Source organism: Dickeya dadantii NCPPB 898, assembly GCF_000406145.1.
In the GTDB taxonomy this organism is placed as follows: Bacteria; Pseudomonadota; Gammaproteobacteria; order Enterobacterales; family Enterobacteriaceae; genus Dickeya; species Dickeya dadantii.
Genome location: NZ_CM001976.1, coordinates 567,260 through 586,077 on the forward strand (window position 1 = coordinate 567,260; position 18,818 = coordinate 586,077).

Annotated in this window: 14 protein-coding genes and 1 tRNA gene; 7 read left to right on the forward strand and 8 right to left on the reverse strand. The window is 54.9% G+C overall.

The window, feature by feature from the left end; genetic code table 11:
- Positions 1 to 224: 224 nt before the first annotated feature.
- From DDA898_RS03075 to aspA, 7 genes are all read right to left on the reverse strand, one after another.
- Entirely contained in the window at positions 225 to 1,487 is a 1,263-nt protein-coding gene (locus DDA898_RS03075) for a tyrosine-type recombinase/integrase (RefSeq protein WP_038910185.1), read from the reverse strand.
- Between the two features lie 161 nt (positions 1,488 to 1,648).
- A tRNA-Phe gene (locus tag DDA898_RS03080) sits at positions 1,649 to 1,724 on the reverse strand.
- Positions 1,725 to 1,886: 162 nt separating this feature from the next.
- Positions 1,887 to 2,462, reverse strand: coding sequence for a division control transcriptional repressor DicD (gene dicD / locus DDA898_RS03085; protein ID WP_038900225.1), 576 nt, complete (start codon positions 2,460 to 2,462; stop codon positions 1,887 to 1,889).
- A gap of 92 nt (positions 2,463 to 2,554) precedes the next feature.
- Positions 2,555 to 4,273 (reverse strand): protein-disulfide reductase DsbD, encoded by a 1,719-nt coding sequence (locus DDA898_RS03090; RefSeq protein WP_038910186.1) that lies wholly within the window; start codon positions 4,271 to 4,273, stop codon positions 2,555 to 2,557.
- Positions 4,249 to 4,650 (reverse strand): divalent cation tolerance protein CutA, encoded by a 402-nt coding sequence (gene cutA / locus DDA898_RS03095; RefSeq protein ID WP_081441328.1) that lies wholly within the window; start codon positions 4,648 to 4,650, stop codon positions 4,249 to 4,251. The genes DDA898_RS03090 and cutA overlap by 25 nt, the downstream gene beginning before the upstream one ends.
- A gap of 114 nt (positions 4,651 to 4,764) precedes the next feature.
- Positions 4,765 to 6,066 (reverse strand): anaerobic C4-dicarboxylate transporter, encoded by a 1,302-nt coding sequence (locus tag DDA898_RS03100; protein WP_013316255.1) that lies wholly within the window; start codon positions 6,064 to 6,066, stop codon positions 4,765 to 4,767.
- A gap of 174 nt (positions 6,067 to 6,240) precedes the next feature.
- The gene (gene aspA / locus DDA898_RS03105) at positions 6,241 to 7,680 is read right to left on the reverse strand and encodes an aspartate ammonia-lyase (protein WP_013316256.1); all 1,440 of its coding nucleotides are present in this window, start codon (positions 7,678 to 7,680) and stop codon (positions 6,241 to 6,243) included.
- Positions 7,681 to 8,122: 442 nt separating this feature from the next.
- On the opposite strand from aspA, the gene DDA898_RS03110 reads away from it, so the two are divergent.
- From DDA898_RS03110 to ubiA, 7 genes are all read left to right on the forward strand, one after another.
- Positions 8,123 to 8,650 (forward strand): FxsA family protein, encoded by a 528-nt coding sequence (locus tag DDA898_RS03110; protein WP_013316257.1) that lies wholly within the window; start codon positions 8,123 to 8,125, stop codon positions 8,648 to 8,650.
- Positions 8,651 to 8,843: 193 nt separating this feature from the next.
- The gene (locus DDA898_RS03115; RefSeq protein ID WP_013316258.1) at positions 8,844 to 9,137 is read left to right on the forward strand and encodes a co-chaperone GroES; all 294 of its coding nucleotides are present in this window, start codon (positions 8,844 to 8,846) and stop codon (positions 9,135 to 9,137) included.
- A 50-nt stretch (positions 9,138 to 9,187) separates the two neighbouring features.
- Positions 9,188 to 10,834, forward strand: a complete 1,647-nt coding sequence (gene groL / locus DDA898_RS03120; RefSeq protein ID WP_013316259.1) for a chaperonin GroEL — start codon at positions 9,188 to 9,190, stop codon at positions 10,832 to 10,834.
- 1,110 nt (positions 10,835 to 11,944) lie between these two features.
- Entirely contained in the window at positions 11,945 to 13,648 is a 1,704-nt protein-coding gene (gene ltrA / locus DDA898_RS03125) for a group II intron reverse transcriptase/maturase (protein WP_050570173.1), read from the forward strand.
- A gap of 411 nt (positions 13,649 to 14,059) precedes the next feature.
- Entirely contained in the window at positions 14,060 to 14,302 is a 243-nt protein-coding gene (locus DDA898_RS03130; protein ID WP_038910187.1) for a hypothetical protein, read from the forward strand.
- Positions 14,303 to 14,749: 447 nt separating this feature from the next.
- Positions 14,750 to 15,265 (forward strand): chorismate lyase, encoded by a 516-nt coding sequence (ubiC, locus tag DDA898_RS03135; protein WP_038910188.1) that lies wholly within the window; start codon positions 14,750 to 14,752, stop codon positions 15,263 to 15,265.
- A 21-nt stretch (positions 15,266 to 15,286) separates the two neighbouring features.
- Positions 15,287 to 16,150: a 4-hydroxybenzoate octaprenyltransferase gene (gene ubiA / locus DDA898_RS03140; protein ID WP_013316261.1), complete on the forward strand. Its 864-nt coding sequence runs from the start codon at positions 15,287 to 15,289 to the stop codon at positions 16,148 to 16,150.
- Positions 16,151 to 16,228: 78 nt separating this feature from the next.
- On the opposite strand, the gene plsB is transcribed toward ubiA, so the two are convergent.
- Positions 16,229 to 18,724 carry a glycerol-3-phosphate 1-O-acyltransferase PlsB gene (plsB, locus tag DDA898_RS03145; RefSeq protein ID WP_038910189.1) on the reverse strand — a complete coding sequence of 832 codons (2,496 nt, stop codon included), beginning with the start codon at positions 18,722 to 18,724 and terminating at the stop codon, positions 16,229 to 16,231.
- Between the last annotated feature and the right edge of the window lie 94 nt (positions 18,725 to 18,818).

Here is an 18,818-nt window from a genome sequence, read left to right on the forward strand (position 1 = left end):
ACCGGGATACTTACAGATCAAGCGTGTTCTGCGTAAGGAACTCCAGACACGCGGTATTGAACCAAAAGGCTGAACAGTGGTTTTAGCCAGTGATATAGCAAATCCTAACGTAGCAAAAGACGTTTGGCAGAATGCCCGGATGGTTTTAAGACAACGCTCCTGACGGGTTTTCTATCACATAGAAAGCCCGTCAGGAGCCAACAAGCGCAGCGCGTTAGCCGCAATCAATCTTCTCTTCTGTAACTTCTCGCATAAATATACGGTGCGACATATCCTTCGCGGTTTACGTCCAGATAATCCGACCACCACTGCATCATTTCGATTCTGGCTTCCAGATGCTCCGCTTTATGCACGTAGGCAGCCCGTACGCCGTTGCGCTCTTTGTGACTCATCTGCCGCTCAATGGCATCCTTTGACCAGCGCCCGGACTCGTTCAGGGCGCTACAGGCCATGGTTCTGAAACCGTGGCCGCACACCTCGCTTTTGGTGTCATAGCCAATTACGCGCAGCGCCTTGTTGATGGTGTTTTCACTCATAGGTTTGTTCAGGGTATGTGCGCCGGGAAAAACGAAGACTGATTCGCCAGAAATCGCCTGAATCTGTTTCAGCAGGGCGACCGCTTGCCGTGACAGCGGCACCAGATGCTCATCCTTCATTTTTGCGCCACGCTCTGAGAACCGCACGCCGTTTACCGCCTCGCGCTGGGCGGGCACGCTCCAGATATGCGCCTTGAGATTGAATTCATCCCAACGCGCAAAACGTAGCTCACTGGAGCGCAGGAAAACATGTAGATTCAGCTCCAGCGCCAGACGGGTCAGCATCCGGCCTTTGTAGTTCTCCATCTTCTCCAGTAGTTCAGGCAGGTGTTTTAGCGGTAGGGCGGGATGATGTTGGGTCGCGACCGGGGTCACGACGCCGTCCAAATCGTAAGCCGGATTGTATTTGATTACGCCCTGCTGGACGGCGTGGCGCATGATTTTGGTCAGATGCTGGCGCACCCGTCCGGCGACGTCATGCACGCCTTTATCGTCAATCGCCTTAACCAACTGCGCCAGATGGCGGGTTTCAACCTGTGCGATATCCATCGCGCCAATCGCAGGGAAAACGTAGCGTTTCAGGCAGGTGAGGATTTTATCGGCGTGCGCGTCCGACCAGAGCTTGAGGCTGCTGGTGTGCCACGCCTGAGCGACATACTGAAAGGTGCGGGATTCCTCAACGGTGGGGGTGTTCGCCTTGCGAAGCTGAGAGGGACTGATGCCGGATGCCAGCAATTTACGCGCCGCATCGCGTTTTTCGCGGGCTTCTGCCAGTGTGGTTTGGGGGTAGGGACCAAAGGCCAGACGGCTTTCTTTACCGCCGAAGCGATAGCGGAAATACCATAGCTTAGCGCCGCTGGGTGATACCGTGAGGTACAGGCCTTGCGAGTCAGTGAGCTTGTAAGATTTTGCGAGAGGTTTCGCGGATCGGACTTTGCTGTCAGTTAACATATGAGGGTCACTCCCGTTCATCGAACTGAATGACCCGCAATCTGACCCACAAATTCCCCGATACGAAGGGATAAATCAAAACGCATCGGAAAAGATTTTCACGCCAACTTATTGAATCGCAACAATATAGGGATTGATAAGGAAGCATGAAAAAGGAAAGGTGGTGCCCGGACTCGGAATCGAACCAAGGACACGGGGATTTTCAATCCCCTGCTCTACCGACTGAGCTATCCGGGCAACGGGGCGCATTAAACCGGATTCAGGCGGCTTCGTCAACGTGAATTCACCCACTTTTTGACGGTTTGACTGCTTTTTCGGCGTTTATGCGCTTTTTGCGTAAATAAGCAACAACCTATGGCTGATGGGGTTGTCGGGCGCGATTCGCCGGGCGTGAAAGCGTTACGCCAGCGCGCCGTGTTTCCGGCACATTGCCACGCGCAGGACGTCTTCCGCCAGCCGTTTCGCCACGGTCACGTCGGACAACTGGCGTTTTACCAGCAACTTGCTCAGGCAGCCTTCCAGAATCAGCTCCAGCTGTAATGCCACCATGTCCGTGTCGTCGGTTTCCAGTTCTTCCAGCAACGCTTTGGTATATTGGTATGAGGCCTGTTTCTGTTGTTCCGCAATCTGGTGAATAGGGTGGAGTGGGTCCGGAAACGCGCTGCAGGCGGCAATGAACAGGCAGCCGGGAAAACGATGCTGGCTGACGGCGTCCTGTAGCCGTTGGTAGCGCACCAGCAATTTCTGTTCCGGCCCGAGTTGTTCATCCAGTTGCACCTGCTTACGCCAGGTATTCACCTGCTGGCTGTGGTAACGCAGGCTGTCGTACAGCAGGGCTTCACGGTCGGGCCAGAAGGGCAGCAGTTCGGCCGGAGAGACGCCCAACTGGTCGGCCAGCATTTCCAGCGTTGTGTCGGCGAATCCGCGCCGTTCCAGCAAGGCCAGCGCCTGCTCCAGAACTTCTTCCCGTTGCATCATGTTCCTCCTGCTTATCAACCATCACTAACCAGTGTGGTGTATCCCCGTTATCTTTCAAGTTTATGAACGACTGCCTCGATAGGGCGATATTAGCGCGCCAGCGTCTGTAAGTGCGCGGTAAACGCGGCGGCGTCCATGAAGCCGGTCACCCGCGAGCCTGGAATTTCCCGGCCGCTGGCGTCGAAAAACAGAATAGTCGGTAGCCCCAGCACCTGTAGGTGCTGCAATAGCGCTCGCTGAGTCTCGTTGTTGGCGGTGACATCCGCCTGCAGCCGTTGCATGGCGGACAACGACTGCTGCACCGCCGCATCGCGGAAGGTGTATTTTTCGAACTCTTTGCAGGCCACGCACCAGTCGGCGTACAGGTCGAGCATGGTGATGCGGTTGTCGCTGCGGTTCAGCGCCGTGGTCAACTGATCCAGCGTGTTGGTCGGCGTGAAGTGCAACTGGCTGCCGCTGGTCGGTTCCGCCTGTACCGGTGCGAACACCCAGTCCTGTAGCGGTCGGGCCGCCAGCAACGCGCCCAAAAACAGCAGAATCTGCACGGCTCGCATGCCGCCGGCATGACTGCGCAGACTGAGGGCAAACGCCCAGCCGAAAAACGCCACGCCGAGCAGCCCCCATAAGCGCCACTCCCAGGTGTCGCCCAGCACCCTGCCCAGCAGAAATACCGGCAGTGCCAGAATCACAAAGCCGAAACCTTCCTTGACGTGAGTCATCCAGGGGCCGCGTTTGGGCAGCAGCCGATTACCGAACAGGGTAATCGCCATCAGCGGCAGCCCCATGCCCAGCGCATACAAGTACAGTGAGCCGCCGCCGGCCAGCAGGTTGCCGCTCTGGGCGATGTACAACAGCAACGCGCTGAGCGGCGCGGTGGTGCAGGGCGAGCAAATCAGCCCGGCCAGCGCGCCCATCGCAAATACCCCGGCAGCGGAGCCGCTCTGCTGGCGATTGCTCCACAGAGTTAGACGCGTTTGCAGGGATGACGGCAACTGCAGGCTATAAACGCCGAACATCGACAGCGCCAGCGCGACAAACATCACCGACAGCCCGATCAGAACGTAAGGGTGTTGCAGCGCCGCCTGAAAACGCAGACCCGCCGCCGCCACTACCAGGCCGAGCAGGGTGTAGGTCAGCGCCATCCCCTGCACATACACCAGCGTCAGCAGCAGAGTGCAGCCGGCGGACAGGCGTTGCTGGCGGCCGAGAATCAGCCCGGAAATCAGCGGGTACATCGGCAGTACGCAGGGGGTGAAGGCAACGCCAATACCGATGAGCAGCGCCCATAGCGGCGAGAACGGCAACTGCGGGGTATACGCGCGGTCCGGCTGCGGCGTGACGGCGGCCGGCACCTTGGGTGTCCCGCTACTGATGGCGCTGAGCGGCACCGAACGGGTTTCCGGCGGGTAGCAGAAACCGGCGTCGGCACAGCCCTGATAGGTGATGCTGAGCGAGGCGCCGGGCGGCACGTCGCGCAAGGGGACATTGAGCGTCAGCGACTGGCGGTAGATTGCCACCTCGCCGAAAAATTCATCCCGATGTTGTTCTCCGGGCGGCAACGTCAGGCCCGGCGGCGCGATGAGCGCGCTATCCAGCTTGATTTGCTGGCGATACAGGTAATAACCGGGGTGAATTTGCCAGTTTAACATCAGCCGATCGCCGCGCTGTTGAAAATCGAAGGCAAAAGCCTGATCTACCGGCAGGAACTGAGGCTGTGCGCTGCGACCGAAAGGGTTTTGCGCCGGCACCAGGGTACTGAAAAACAGGCTGAGGCACAGAACCGTCAGCGTAAAGATGCGTTGAGCCATGAGAGATAATCGCTGTCGCCACCCTCGACCGGCAGCACCAGCAGTTCTGGTGTCTGGTAAGGATGCTGTTGTTTCAGGTGAGTCAGCAGTGCGGACTGATGTTCCCTGTCGCTTTTAAGCAGCAGTTGAATTTCCGTCTGCTGTTCCAGTTTGCCTTCCCAGTGATACAGGGAAGTTGCGCCCGGCAATAAGGTGACGCAGGCGGCCAGACGCGCATCCAGCGCAGATTGGGCCAACTGTCGGGCGCAGTTTTCATCGGGCGCGGTGCACAGTATTACTACCGCGGCGTTGTTTAATAACGCATTACTGTTTAATAACGCATTATCGATTGATAACGGATTATCGTTTGATAACGCACAGTCGTTGGAGTCTGACATCGTGACCTCGATAGCGGTAACGGTTGACACACTATACCGTGCGGGGTCGGCAATCGTAAGGCCGGATCGGCGCCGGAACGCCGATCCGAAAAAACTTTACGATTCGGCGGTGCGTTACAGCACCAGATGACCAATGACGAAGCCGAAGGTCACCGACAGCGAAATCGCCACCACGCCGGGGATCAGGAACGCGTGGTTGAACACGTACTTGCCGATGCGGGTCGAGCCGGTGTCATCCATTTCCACCGCCGCCAGCAGCGTGGGGTAGGTGGGCAGCACGAACAGCGCCGATACCGCGGCAAACGAGGCGATCGCCGTCACCGGGCTGACGCCCAGCAGCAGCGCAGCAGGCATCAGCGCTTTCGCGGTGGCGGCCTGCGAATAGAGTAACGTTGCGGCGAAGAACAGCACCACCGCCAGCATCCACGGATGGCTCTGCAATAGCGAGCCCGCTGTACTCTGGATATCGGCAAGGTGCGCTTTGACGAAGGTATCGCCCAGCCAGGCGACGCCCATCACGCACACGCAGGCGCTCATGCCGGACTTGAAGGTGCTGGCGCTAAGGATGTGGGAGGTATCGACCTGACAAGTCAGGCAGATCAGCGTGGCGATGGTCAGCATGAATACCACGATCGCTTCGTTGCGCGGCAGCACCGGGTTCTGAATCAGCCCGACGGTGTCGCTGATGGCGGTGGCGTACAGCACCACGGCGATGATGCCGACCAGAAACAGCCCGACCGACCGTTTGGCGCCCGGTTTCAGCATCAGTTGACCGTGTCCGCGCAGGGCGACTTCGCCTTTGCGCAGGCGCTCCTGATAGACCTCGTCATCTTTCAGTTCTTTGCCGAGAAAGTTGGTGAGCACGGCGGTCAGCAGGATGGCGATCAGCGTACTGGGGATGCAGATGCCGAGCAGCGCCAGATAGCTCACGCCTTTCGGTTCCAGCAGACCGGCGACGAAGACCACGGCGGCGGAGATCGGCGAGGCGGTAATGGCGATCTGCGAGGCGACCACCGCGATCGACAGCGGGCGGGACGGGCGGATGCCCTGTTCCTTCGCCACCTCGGCGATAACCGGCAGGGTGGAGAACGCGGTGTGGCCGGTGCCTGCCAGCAGCGTCATGAAGTAGGTCACCAGCGGGGCGAGAAAGGTGACGTAACGCGGCTGACGGCGCAGCAGCTTTTCCGCCAGACTGACCAGATAATCCATGCCGCCCGCTACCTGCATGGCGGCGATGGCGGCGATGACCGCCATGATGATTTCAATTACGTCAAACGGGATCGCGCCCGGTTTGATGTGAAACCCCAGCGTCAGAACCAGTACGCCCAGCCCGCCGGCGAAACCGATGCCGATGCCGCCGAGTCTGGCGCCCAGATAAATAGCGAGGAGTACGATAAACAGTTCCAGAATAACCATGTTGATGTTCCTTCTGATTTTGTTGTCCGTGACATTGCAAAACGTCTTTCCATATCTTTTTCTTATGATTATGGCGAAAGCCTGGCCTTTTGCGGCGCGGATAAAATAGCGGATAGAATAAAGGCACGCAGCCCGGACAGGACTGACGTGCCTCACAGAGAAGACAGCGCGGAATTACGACGCGTCTTGATCTTCGGTGTAGCGTTTGGCTTTGTAAGCCGGATGCATCAGGTTTTGCACCGAGAAGATGTCGTCCAGTTCGGCTTCGGTCAGCAGACCGCGTTCCAGCACCACTTCACGCACGCTCTTGCCGGTTTCGGCGCAGATCTTGCCGACGATGTCGCCGTTGTGGTGACCGATGAACGGGTTCAGGTACGTGACGATGCCGATGGAGTTAAACACGTAGGATTCGCAAACGTCTTTGTTAGCGGTGATGCCTTCGACGCATTTCTCCAGCAGGTTGTAGCAAGCGTTGGTCAGAATCTGGGTGGATTCGAACATTGCCTGGCCGATGACCGGTTCCATCACGTTCAACTGCAACTGGCCGGCTTCAGCCGCCATGGTGACGCAGGTGTCGTTGCCGATGACTTTGAAGCACACCTGGTTGACCACCTCCGGCACCACCGGGTTGACCTTGGCGGGCATGATGGAGGAACCGGCCTGCAACTCCGGCAGGTTGATTTCGTTCAGACCGGCGCGCGGGCCGGAAGAGAGCAGGCGCAGGTCGTTACAGATCTTGGACAGTTTGACCGCCAGACGTTTCAGCGTGCTGTGCACCATCACGTAGGCGCCGCAGTCGGAGGTGGCTTCGATCAGGTCTTCCGCCGGCACGCACGCCAGTTTGCTGACTTCCGCCAGTTTTTGTACCGCCAGCGGTTGATAGCCTTCCGGCGTGTTCAGACGGGTGCCGATAGCGGTGGCGCCGAGGTTCACTTCCAGCAGCAGTTCCGCGGTGCGCAGCAGGTTTTTGTTCTCTTCTTTCAGCAGGACGTTGAAAGCGTGGAACTCCTGGCCCAGCGACATCGGTACGGCATCCTGCAACTGGGTACGGCCCATTTTCAGGATGTTTTCGAATGCTTTCGCCTTCTGCTCAAAGCCATCGCCCAGTACGGTTACGGCTTCGACCAGTTTCAGAATGCAGTTGTACACCGCGATGCGGAAACCGGTGGGGTAGGCATCGTTGGTGGACTGGCATTTGTTGACGTGATCATTGGGGTTAAGGTACTGATATTCGCCTTTTTTATGGCCCATCAGTTCCAGACCAATGTTGGCCAGCACTTCGTTGGTGTTCATGTTGACGGACGTGCCCGCGCCTCCCTGAAACACGTCGACCGGAAACTGGTCCAGGCATTTGCCGTTGACCAGTACTTCATCGCAGGCTTTGATGATGGTGTCGGCAATCTTGCGCGGTATGGTCTGAAGTTCACGGTTAGCCATGGCCGCGGCTTTTTTGACCATTACCATGCCGCGTACGAATTCCGGAATGTCGCTGATTTTCTGGTTGCTGATATAGAAGTTTTCTATCGCGCGCAGGGTGTGGACGCCGTAATAGGCATCAGCAGGAACTTCTCTGGTACCTAACAGATCTTCTTCAATACGAATGTTATCTGACATGAGAGCCTTCTCTTACTTCTGTCGATTAGAATTTATAGGATGTATCGTCTTACCGTGGAGGACAGCAGCAGAATGTTTAACCATCATGCTGGCTGTTGTTGTTATGATATTCTGTTGTTACGCGGGATTTCCGTTGCCCCGATCACATATGGGCGGTCATCTCTCTCCTACTGTGTGAACTGTGATGAGGGTCATGACCGTGGTGCGGGAATAAACGGATACATCCCCATCATGGTTGAAAAATGGCATTTGCACTACCATCTCCTGATTAGCGTCCGCCGGTATGGGTAAATGGCGTGTTCAAGTATAAGGTACTGTACCACGCTAACTGGTCGTATCTTCATACCTGATCGTGATGACAACGCGAGGTAAGGAGTATTACCGCGTGTTGCCGGGTAAACATTTTTATCAACGGGTTACATATCAACCACAGGAGCTTTGGGTGCGCTGGTTACCGCTTTTGCTGATTTTTCTGTTCGTTTACATCGAAGTCTCCATTTTCGTTCGGGTGGCCGAAGTGCTGGGCGTGGCGCCTACCCTGCTGTTGGTGGTGCTGACGTCCTGTATCGGGATCTCCATGGTGCGTAATCAGGGTGTGAAAAACATCATGCTGATGCAGCAGCGCCTGCAAGCGGGGGAAAGCCCGGCGGCCGAGCTGGTTAAAAGCGTATCTTTGATTCTGGCCGGTTTCCTGCTGGTGGTGCCGGGATTTTTCACCGACTTTCTCGGCTTGTTATTGCTGCTGCCGCCAGTGCAGAAGCACCTGACGCTCAAGCTGATGCCGCACCTGCAAATCTGGCGCGGCCGTCCGGGGCCGGGCGGTCACGGCGGGCAGGGCAATGTGTTTGAAGGCGAGTTTCAGCGCAAAGACGACCATGAGCGGCTGGACCAATCCAAATCCGATGACGACCATCATCACGACGGCAACTCTCACAACGGCAATCCGCCCAGCGGTTCTTCACCGCGTTGACTCCGGTCGGAAGGGGCGCGGAACGGCGCCGGGCGCAGGCCGGCGGAAAAATTTCACTTAACGCAAAAAAAATTTCTTTTTTCCCTTGAAGCGTCGTGAAACGTCCCCACTTAGTTCACCACAAGGCCGGATGCCAGAGCGCATCCGGCGTTTAACCTAAACTGATACGGACTTTCTCAAAGGAGAGCTATCAATGAAAATTCGTCCATTGCATGACCGCGTGATCGTCAAGCGCAAAGAAGTCGAGTCAAAATCTGCTGGCGGCATTGTTCTGACCGGTTCTGCAGCGGGTAAATCCACCCGTGGTGAAGTCTTGGCTGTTGGCCATGGCCGTATCCTGGAAAACGGTGAAGTGAAACCGCTGGACGTGAAGGTTGGCGATATCGTCATTTTCAATGATGGCTATGGCGTGAAGACGGAGAAGATCGACAACGAAGAAGTGTTGATCATGTCTGAAAGCGACATTCTGGCGATTGTTGAAGCCTAATCTCACGTAATCATCTGAACTGAACGAAACGAATTCAAGGGAAACTACCAATGGCAGCTAAAGACGTAAAATTCGGTAATGACGCTCGGGTAAAAATGTTGCGTGGCGTTAATGTGCTGGCTGATGCAGTAAAAGTAACGCTGGGTCCGAAAGGCCGCAACGTGGTACTGGACAAATCCTTCGGTTCGCCGACCATCACCAAAGACGGCGTATCCGTTGCACGTGAAATCGAACTGGAAGACAAGTTCGAGAACATGGGCGCCCAGATGGTGAAAGAAGTTGCCTCCAAAGCCAACGATGCGGCAGGCGACGGTACTACCACCGCGACCGTACTGGCTCAGGCTATCGTTAACGAAGGTCTGAAAGCCGTTGCCGCGGGCATGAACCCGATGGATCTGAAACGCGGTATCGACAAAGCCGTTATCGCCGCAGTGGAAGAGCTGAAGAAACTGTCTGTTCCTTGCGCTGATACCAAAGCCATCGCCCAGGTAGGCACCATCTCCGCCAACTCCGACGAAACCGTGGGCAAACTGATCGCCGAAGCCATGGAAAAAGTGGGTAAAGAAGGCGTGATCACCGTTGAAGAAGGTTCCGGTCTGCAGGACGAGCTGGACGTGGTGGAAGGTATGCAGTTCGACCGCGGTTACCTGTCTCCGTACTTCATCAACAAGCCGGAAACCGGTTCTGTCGAGCTGGAAAGCCCGTTCATTCTGCTGGCTGACAAGAAAATCTCCAACATCCGCGAAATGCTGCCGGTGCTGGAAGCCGTTGCCAAAGCAGGCAAACCGCTGCTGATCATCGCTGAAGACGTGGAAGGCGAAGCGCTGGCGACGCTGGTGGTCAACACCATGCGCGGCATCGTGAAAGTGGCCGCGGTGAAAGCGCCGGGCTTCGGCGACCGTCGTAAAGCCATGCTGCAGGACATCGCTACCCTGACCTCCGGTACCGTGATTTCCGAAGAAATCGGTCTGGAACTGGAAAAAGCCACCCTGGAAGATCTGGGCCAGGCTAAACGCGTGGTTATCAACAAAGACACCACCACCATCATTGACGGTGTGGGCGATGAAGCCACTATTCAGGGCCGCGTGACTCAGATTCGTCAGCAGATCGAAGAAGCCACTTCCGATTACGATCGTGAAAAACTGCAGGAGCGCGTAGCCAAACTGGCAGGCGGCGTTGCCGTTATCAAAGTTGGCGCCGCTACCGAAGTGGAAATGAAAGAGAAGAAAGCTCGCGTTGAAGATGCGCTGCATGCGACTCGTGCTGCTGTTGAAGAAGGCGTAGTTGCCGGCGGCGGCGTGGCGCTGATCCGCGTTGCTACTGCTATCAACGGCCTGAAAGGCGATAACGAAGAGCAGAACGTAGGTATCAAAGTTGCTCAGCGTGCGATGGAAGCGCCTCTGCGCCAGATCGTGTCCAACGCCGGCGAAGAGCCGTCTGTGGTTGCCAACAACGTGAAAGCGGGCGAAGGTAACTACGGTTACAACGCTGCGACCGAACAGTACGGCAACATGATCGACATGGGTATCCTGGATCCGACCAAAGTAACCCGTTCTGCGCTGCAGTACGCGGCTTCCGTCGCTGGCCTGATGATCACCACCGAATGTATGGTGACCGAGCTGCCGAAAGGCGACGCGCCTGATTTAGGCGCCGCTGGTGGCATGGGCGGCATGGGTGGTATGGGCGGCATGATGTAGTGCGACGAGAGTCGTGTAGGTAGCTAGCCGAGCGGACTACTTCCGTAGTGAACGTATGCGACTGTATACGTTCACTATTTCCCGCTAAATTAGCATGAATGTGATAAATGTCCGATGTTCCGGACTTTAAATTCATCCGGAACATTGGCCCTTCGCAAAGCGAAGGCTAATCTCTGGATGCGACTTTAAAGTCAGTATCCGTTCTAATCTGTTTAAATATTTTATCTTTTTAAATTGTTTGATTTTCAAACAAATACTTAAACTGTTTAAAACTATTTAACGTCAAGAAAGGTGCACGCCGAAGCAAGCCGCTATCGATTGGTTTGTGATGCAGCGGGGCTAACATCGCCTTTATCTAAATTATGCGCACTAGCACCTACCGGTGTGAAGCTGTGCTGATGATTGTCTGACTGTATCTATGTTTGGTGCAGAGACAGACCTGTTATGCAACTAACAGTAGCCTAGGAGCAGCGCGTCACCAGCAATGGTGGGGTGTGAGAGCGCTCTGACAACGTACTCCCTGTTTTTCGGGTGTTGTTTCACCGTGAGGTGAGCAATGGATTTCGCCAGTAGTAGGTGAATGAGAGGCAAGGCTGGATCATAGGGTTAACGTTAAGTGAACTGCCATAAGCACCGTCAGCCGCAAGCAGCAAAAGCTACTGATATGCTGCGACCAAAAGGTACAAGGTCGGCTATTCCTTTTACATCTGGGAATACGTTGCCATTAGATCTTCGGTGTATAGGCAGAACCTCAGTGATTCGTGTCATTAGTATGGAGCTCGGTAAGCCCGTATTTTTGCCCTCGTGGCAGGTGAGTCGTAAGACGAGCTGTTGAAAATGCGGGTAAAGGAGGTTGGAGAAAGCGAATGCCATTCTGTAATGGAATGGATAGGGGGTTAAAGGTTCCTCCACCGGAAACGGGGCAGACTTCCGACTGGTCTTTAATTGCGTGCAGTAATGTAAAGCAATCTAACGTGACAGAAAGAGATTAAGGGCGGTAGTCAACGCCTCTATTTTTACCCCTGCGGGAGCCGATGACACTCCCGCAGGGGGCTGTCTATCTGTTACCACACCGGGCTTTCTGAACAAAGCACAGTGGAGGGTAGCAAGATGAGTACGTTAGTTAGCGTATCTGCGTCCTCCGGCAAGGCGGAGAACTGGCACCGTATCAATTGGAGTCAGGTTCACCGCCATGTCAGAGGGCTACAGATACGAATCGCAAAGGCAACGGAGCAGAAGCGCTGGCGCAGAGTGAAAGCTCTGCAAAGGATGCTGATGCGCTCGTTTGCAGCCAAGGCACTGGCTGTCAGGCGGGTTACCGAAAATCGAGGCAAAAAGACAGCCGGAGTGGATCGCCAGTTGTGGAACACTCCCGGAAGTAAGTGGCAGGCGATAGGTCAGCTAAAACGGACAGGTTATAAGCCGTCTCCGTTAAGGAGTGTTTACATACCCAAGAGCAACGGCAAACGCCGTCCCCTGGGCATACCGACGATGAAAGACAGAGCGATGCAGGCGTTATACCTGTTAGCACTTGACCCCGTCTCGGAAACTAGGGCAGATCGCAACAGTTATGGCTTCCGTCCGGCGCGTTCAGCGGCAGATGCGATTGAGCAATGTTTTGTTAATCTCAGTCGTAAAAGCTCTGCTGAATGGGTACTGGAAGGCGATATAAAAGAGTGTGTTGACAATATCAGCCATGACTGGTTACTTGCCAACATTCCGTTGGATAAACAGGTACTCGGGAAATGGCTTAAAGCGGGATTCATGGAGTCCGGTCGGTTATACCCAACGGAGGCTGGTACACCACAGGGAGGCATTATTTCTCCCGTACTGGCTAATATGGCACTGGATGGACTGGAAGCGGTGTTAGAAACCCATTTTGGGAAGAAAAACACCAAAGCCAGTTATAAAACCAAGACCAATTTTGTGCGTTATGCAGATGATTTCATCATTACGGGTATCTCGATAGAGTTGCTTGTAAATGAAGTCAAACCCCTTGTTGAGGCCTTTATGGCGGAACGAGGGCTGCAATTATCACCCGAAAAAACTGTGATAACGCATATTTCCGATGGGTTTGATTTTCTGGGGCAGAATGTGCGCAAGTACCACGGCAAAATGCTGATAAAGCCTGCTGCCAAGGGACTGCGTAATCATCTTCAGAAAGTCCGGCAAATAGTGAAACGTAATGCGGCGTCAAAACAGGGTGACCTGATAAGACAACTTAATCCGGTACTACGGGGTTGGGCTAATTATCATCGTCACATTGTGGCCAAAGAAACGTTTAGCTATATCGACTATCGCGTCTGGAAATTACTCTGGCGCTGGTCATGCCGACGGCACGGGAATCGCAACAAATACTGGGTGAAGCAGAGATATTTTCACTCTGTCGGGAGCGATAACTGGGTATTTCAGAGTGTCGATGCGGAAAACGGCCTGCAAAGGTTGGTGTCTTGCAAAGATATCCCGATTAAACGTCACATTAAAATCAGGTCTGAGGCTAATCCATACGATCCAGTTGACGAGTTGTACTTCGAGCAGCGGCAAGTTAAGCGCTGGAAAGAAGGTAAAATGCAGCGAGGAAAACTGAGATTAATTTGGGAGCGACAGGGCCATCGATGTCCGATCTGCCACCAGATATTCAGAGATAATGATGATTGGGATGTCCATCACATTATCAGACGAGTAGATGGAGGTGGAGATGAGGCCGATAATTTAATGATGCTGCATCCTAACTGCCACAGATTAATTCATCATGGTGGTAAGGGTGAGTTGGGGGGGCCAATCCCCCTCCTCGGACTTACCGGATTAGCATAAAGACGATTTTCATCGCCAGTATGATAACCACGGGGTCGATTTCGACTTTTAACGTGATAGTCATAGGTGCTCCTTAGGTTGGTGGGTAAAGTAAGAAAATAAAAACGGAAAACCGTTTTATTTTTCAGTTCGTTAGCATGTGTTCAAAAGTGAGACTTTTTAGTCGAACCTTTAAATCACAAACGCTAGGGGAACTAAGTGCTAGGCAGATATGGCCTGATAACACTACTTTTTCCAACCGCACATGAGAGCGTCGAAACTGGAGGGATTTTAAATTAACTGATGCTGATGTCAATCCATATAATGGTTTGATTACATGATGATTTTATCTACTTTAAGTGAAGTTATTGCTTTCATGTTTTTTTACGATGAAAGTAATCTGAGTAGATGACTAGCTATCCGGAGGTAATAATGGGGTTCGTATACGGAAAAGACTATACCGTTTATGATCATAGCGGCGATTTACTTGGAACTATCATCGGTGATGAGTTTATCCGTTCAAAAGCTAATAAATTGTTGTGCAGGATAGATGGTGAAGAGATCTATTCTCTTGATATACCTTGTAAATTACTTGGTTTTATGGATGGTTTACACGGTAAGTCGATTGATGGCTCGATCCTATTCACTCTTGAAAGCGAATCTTCATCTAAATAGTAATTAACGTTGCCGGCCCAAACAGTAGTGCGGGCTTATAAAGGCTTGAGCCGTATGCGGGGAAACTTGCATGTACGGTTCTTAGGGGGGCGGCGGCGCAGTAATGCGCTGCTGCTACCCGACATCTGCCGCGCGACCACAGCGATATCCTCGTTGTGGTGCCTGTCGCACTGTAAAAACTACCCGGCTTCGGCCGGGTAGTTTTTTTTAAGGACCGCAGGAAGCATGGTTAACCGCAAGAACGTACACCATGTGTGATAAGGCTTGTCTATCCACTCGTTTGCAACAGGGTGTGAGCCTCGCTGATAGGTTGTGTAAAAATCGCTCAAGTCGTTAACACGCGGTTCGGAACCTGTTACCAGCGTACGATTCTTCGCTACAATGAGCATCTGCGCTACAATAAGCGCGTTTTATTTTATTTATTAAACACCGGGTGGAATGGGATACATGTCTGATGAGGCGTTGGCTAGACTGCACTCGGTTGAGTGGTGCACGCCTGAAAATTTACCCGCGTCAGTAGTGGACTGGCTGCTTTACCGCGATTCTATGACGCGCCGTCTGGAACGGCATTGCCTGCGGCTGACCGTACAGGTCAGCGAAGAGCTGTTTGTGTCGTCGCTGGATGTGGCTGGCGAATCGGCGCTGCTGCCGCTGAGTGAGCGCTATTGGCTGCGTGAGGTGACGCTGCTGGGTGATGGCAAACCTTGGTTATTTGGTCGCACAGTGATACCGGAGCAGACGCTGGAAGAGGCTGATATTGACCTGACGCAGGTCGGCAATACGCCGTTGGGGCGCTATCTGTTTCTGCAGGGACCGCCGCCGCGTGACGTTATTCAGACCGGCCGAAGCGGGGCGCTGTGGGTGCGGCGTTCACGTTTGCTTTTGTCGGGCAATCCGTTGCTGATCACCGAGCTATTTTTGCCGGATGCCCCCATTTATTACCCCGACGCCCATCAGGGCTGAGTGCAGAAGGAGAACCAGGCGTTGGAAAGACTGTTAACGTCAGAACGCTGGGGCGCGTATTGTCGCCTGATGCGTATCAATAACCCGATTGGCACCCTGTTGTTGTTATGGCCGACACTGTGGGCATTGTGGCTGGCAGGGCGTGGAACGCCGGCGCCCTGGACGCTGTTGGTGTTCGTGGCGGGCGTGTTCCTGATGCGTGCGGCAGGGTGTGTGATCAATGATTATGCCGACCGCCATTTTGACGGTCATGTCAAACGTACCGCCGCGCGTCCGCTGCCGGCGGGTTTAGTGAGCGAACAAGCTGCCAAAGTGCTGTTTGTGGTGCTGGTGCTGCTGGCGTTCGGTCTGGTGCTGACCATGAATCCGTTGACCATCTGGTTATCGGTCGCCGCGCTGGCGCTGGCTTGGGTGTACCCGTTCATGAAGCGCGTCAGCCACCTGCCGCAACTGGTGCTGGGCGCGGCGTTTGGCTGGTCGATCCCGATGGCTTATGCCGCTGTCAGCGAATCATTGCCTGCCACCTGCTGGCTGATGTTTTTTGCTTATATCTGCTGGACCGTCGCTTACGACACCGAATACGCCATGGTGGATCGCGACGACGACCTCAAGATCGGGATAAAGTCCACCGCTATCCTGTTTGGTCGTCACGACACGTTGATTGTCGGCGTACTGCAACTGGTGACGCTGGTGGCGATGCTGGCGCTGGGGCGGATGATGGGGCTGAGTCAGATTTTTTACTGGTCGGTGCTGGCGGCTGCCGCGTTGTTCGCTTATCAGCAGAAACTGATTGCCGGGCGTGAGCGCGATGACTGTTTTCGGGCATTCAACAATAACAATTATGTCGGGATGGTGCTGTTTTTCGGCATCCTGTTCGGTTTGTAGCTGTTCTCTTTGTCATAAATGTAGCTGTTTTCTTCGTAATAAATGCAGCCCTGCGGAGCGGCTCCGCAGGGCTGAACGTTACTCTACTTCTTCTTTTTCTTTCTCGACATCGACATCGACGACAACGGATTCGCTGTCGCCATCGCCGCTCTCCTGCGCCAGACTGGCGCTTTCAATCGTCAGCTTCACTTCCGGACTCAGTAGTTCTCCCAGAATAGCGTAAATCGCCTGGACGTGTTCCAGCACCGCTTCGCCGCTGTCGCTGACATACCCTTCGTTACGCAATGTGTTGACCAGCGTTGAGAACACCGCCTTGTCGAAAAACTCCGGCGCGTTGATGCCGTGCAACACCGAGAGACGTTGCGCCATGCTGCGGCTTTCTTTTTCCAGCGCGCCGCGGCTGATGGTCGGGTTGGCGTTCAGCAACGCCAGGGTAATGGCATAACGTTGCAGCGTTTCGCGGACACCGGCGGCCAGCAGTTGCAGGGCGCGGATACGCGCGGGGTTCAGTTCCAGCCCGTCATCCTTGATCAGAATCAGTTGCTGGCGCGCCAGCTCGGCCACCAGCGCGTCCAGCACGTCAGACAGCTCGGACTGCTTGTAGTGCAGGAATAATTCGGCCTGCAGCAGCGGATAAATCAGCGTTATCTGGCGCAGCAATTCCCCGGCGGAGATCCGGCGGTAATGCATCACGATGCTTGCAACCAGCGACGGCAGCACCAGCATATGATGGATATTATTGCGGTAGTACGTCATCAGCACCGCCTGCTCGCGCGGCAGGATGATAATGTCGCCGACGTTGTCCTTCTCCACCTCGAACTTGTCCATACCGAGCGCGTGTTCCAGCAACTCGGCGGCGGTTTTTTTCGGCACGGTGATATCGCTGCTGTAAGGGACGTTACGCAGCAGTTGCAGATAACACTCCAACTGCTCTTCCATCTGCTCACGCGTCAACGCCCGCTGGCGGGAAGCCAGCAGCGCGGTACAGCACAGGTTCATGGCGTTGGCCGCCGCCGCGTTGTTGATGCGCACCATGATGTCGTCGGCGATATCCTGCACGGTAGGCGTCAGCCAGGCCGGGCGTTGCGGATCGATAGGATCGATAGCGTCGCGCCACTGCGGCACACGGTTGTTGAGGTAGGTGGTCAGCGACAGCGGCTCACCGATATTAACGTACCCCTGACCGAGATTACGCAGCTTGCGCAGTCCGCGCACCATCTGCAGGAAGCCTTCTTTTTCCTTGGTGGCGCCGCGCAGCTCTTTAGCGTAGGTGCCGACTTCCATCACGTGTTCGTAGCCAATGTAAATCGGCACCAGCGTGATCTGGCGGGTACCGCCGCGCAGCATCGCCTGAATGGTCATCGCCAGCGTGCCGGTCTTCGGCTCCAGCAAACGGCCGGTGCGGGAACGGCCGCCTTCGACGAAGTACTCCACCGAATAGCCGCGGGTAAACAGCTCGCCCAGATACTCGCGGAACAGAGTGGAATAGAGCTTGTTGCCTTTGAAGGTCCGGCGGATGAAAAAGGCGCCGAGACGACGGAAGATCGGGCCGGCCGGCCAGAAGTTAAGGTTAATGCCGGCGGCGATGTGCGGCGGCACCAAGCCCTGATGGTAGAGCACGTAGGAGAGCAGCAGATAGTCCATGTGGCTGCGATGGCAGGGAACATAGACGATTTCATGCCCGTCCTGCGCCAACTGGCGTACCCGTTCGGCATTATGCACGTTGATGCCCTGGTACAGACGATTCCAGGTCCAGCTCAGCACCCGGTCGGATAGCCTGACGGCTTCATAGGAGAAGTCGGCGGCGATCTCTTCCAGCAGCGTGATGGCGTTCTGCTGTGCCTTGTCGTGGGAAATCTTTTTGACCCGTGCTTCATCATCAATCGCTTTGGCGATGGCGCGGGAAGACAGCAGCTTGTTGAACAACTCCTGACGAACCGGCAAACGCGGTCCGACGGCCGCCAGCCGCAAACGGGAGAAGTGCATACGTGCTACGCGCGCCAGCTTGTGGGCGATGGTTTTGTCGGTGCCGTGTTCGGTCGCCATGTAACGCAGCGAGACGGGAACGGAAAAGCGCACAAAACTGTCGCGACCGAGCCACAGAACGGCGAAGAATTTCTCTATGCCGTTGAGCAACCGCAGATGCGGCGTGTCCTGATTCTGCCCCTCGCGGCCGGGGGAGCGGCCGAACATGACCGACACCGGCACCATCTGTATATCGAGTTCCGGATTGTTGCGATGCAGATCCAGATAGTCGTGAAACAGCTTTATCGACTGCTGTTTGGGCACGTAATAACGGAACAGGCGTGGGCCGTCATTGACAAATACGTAACTCGGCAGAATTTTGCCGTCGATCTGCAGCGGCTGCAACGGATCGGGCAGACTGAGCTCCAGACATTTGGTGCGCAGCGTCAGCAGGTCTGCCTTGGAGTTGTAGGGCAGCACATAGAAGATCGGTCGCGCCGGATCCAGACGTTGTTCGTTAACGGGATCCTGTGGGATAACTTTACTCTTTACCAAGAGTTTTAGTGGGAAATTCAGTAGTTTATAGTAGATTCTACGCCAACCTGACATAACAACCAGAAGCCTCTTGTTAGCAATGCGGGCCAAGGATACCAGAAACCCGGCAGGATATCTGTGGTGATGAGACCATGACGACGCGTTAAAA

Excerpts from the sequence above, each read along its gene's own strand:
- DDA898_RS03115 (WP_013316258.1), top strand. The coding sequence starts at position 8,844 with ATGAAAATTCGTCCATTGCATGACCGCGTGATCGTCAAGCGCAAAGAA.
- ltrA (WP_050570173.1), top strand. The coding sequence starts at position 11,945 with ATGAGTACGTTAGTTAGCGTATCTGCGTCCTCCGGCAAGGCGGAGAAC.
- cutA (WP_081441328.1), bottom strand. The coding sequence starts at position 4,650 with ATGTCAGACTCCAACGACTGTGCGTTATCAAACGATAATCCGTTATCA.
- DDA898_RS03075 (WP_038910185.1), bottom strand. The coding sequence starts at position 1,487 with ATGTTAACTGACAGCAAAGTCCGATCCGCGAAACCTCTCGCAAAATCT.
- DDA898_RS03100 (WP_013316255.1), bottom strand. The coding sequence starts at position 6,066 with ATGGTTATTCTGGAACTGTTTATCGTACTCCTCGCTATTTATCTGGGC.
- ubiC (WP_038910188.1), top strand. The coding sequence starts at position 14,750 with ATGTCTGATGAGGCGTTGGCTAGACTGCACTCGGTTGAGTGGTGCACG.
- aspA (WP_013316256.1), bottom strand. The coding sequence starts at position 7,680 with ATGTCAGATAACATTCGTATTGAAGAAGATCTGTTAGGTACCAGAGAA.
- plsB (WP_038910189.1), bottom strand. The coding sequence starts at position 18,724 with ATGTCAGGTTGGCGTAGAATCTACTATAAACTACTGAATTTCCCACTA.
- groL (WP_013316259.1), top strand. The coding sequence starts at position 9,188 with ATGGCAGCTAAAGACGTAAAATTCGGTAATGACGCTCGGGTAAAAATG.
- DDA898_RS03130 (WP_038910187.1), top strand. The coding sequence starts at position 14,060 with ATGGGGTTCGTATACGGAAAAGACTATACCGTTTATGATCATAGCGGC.
- dicD (WP_038900225.1), bottom strand. The coding sequence starts at position 2,462 with ATGCAACGGGAAGAAGTTCTGGAGCAGGCGCTGGCCTTGCTGGAACGG.
- DDA898_RS03090 (WP_038910186.1), bottom strand. The coding sequence starts at position 4,273 with ATGGCTCAACGCATCTTTACGCTGACGGTTCTGTGCCTCAGCCTGTTT.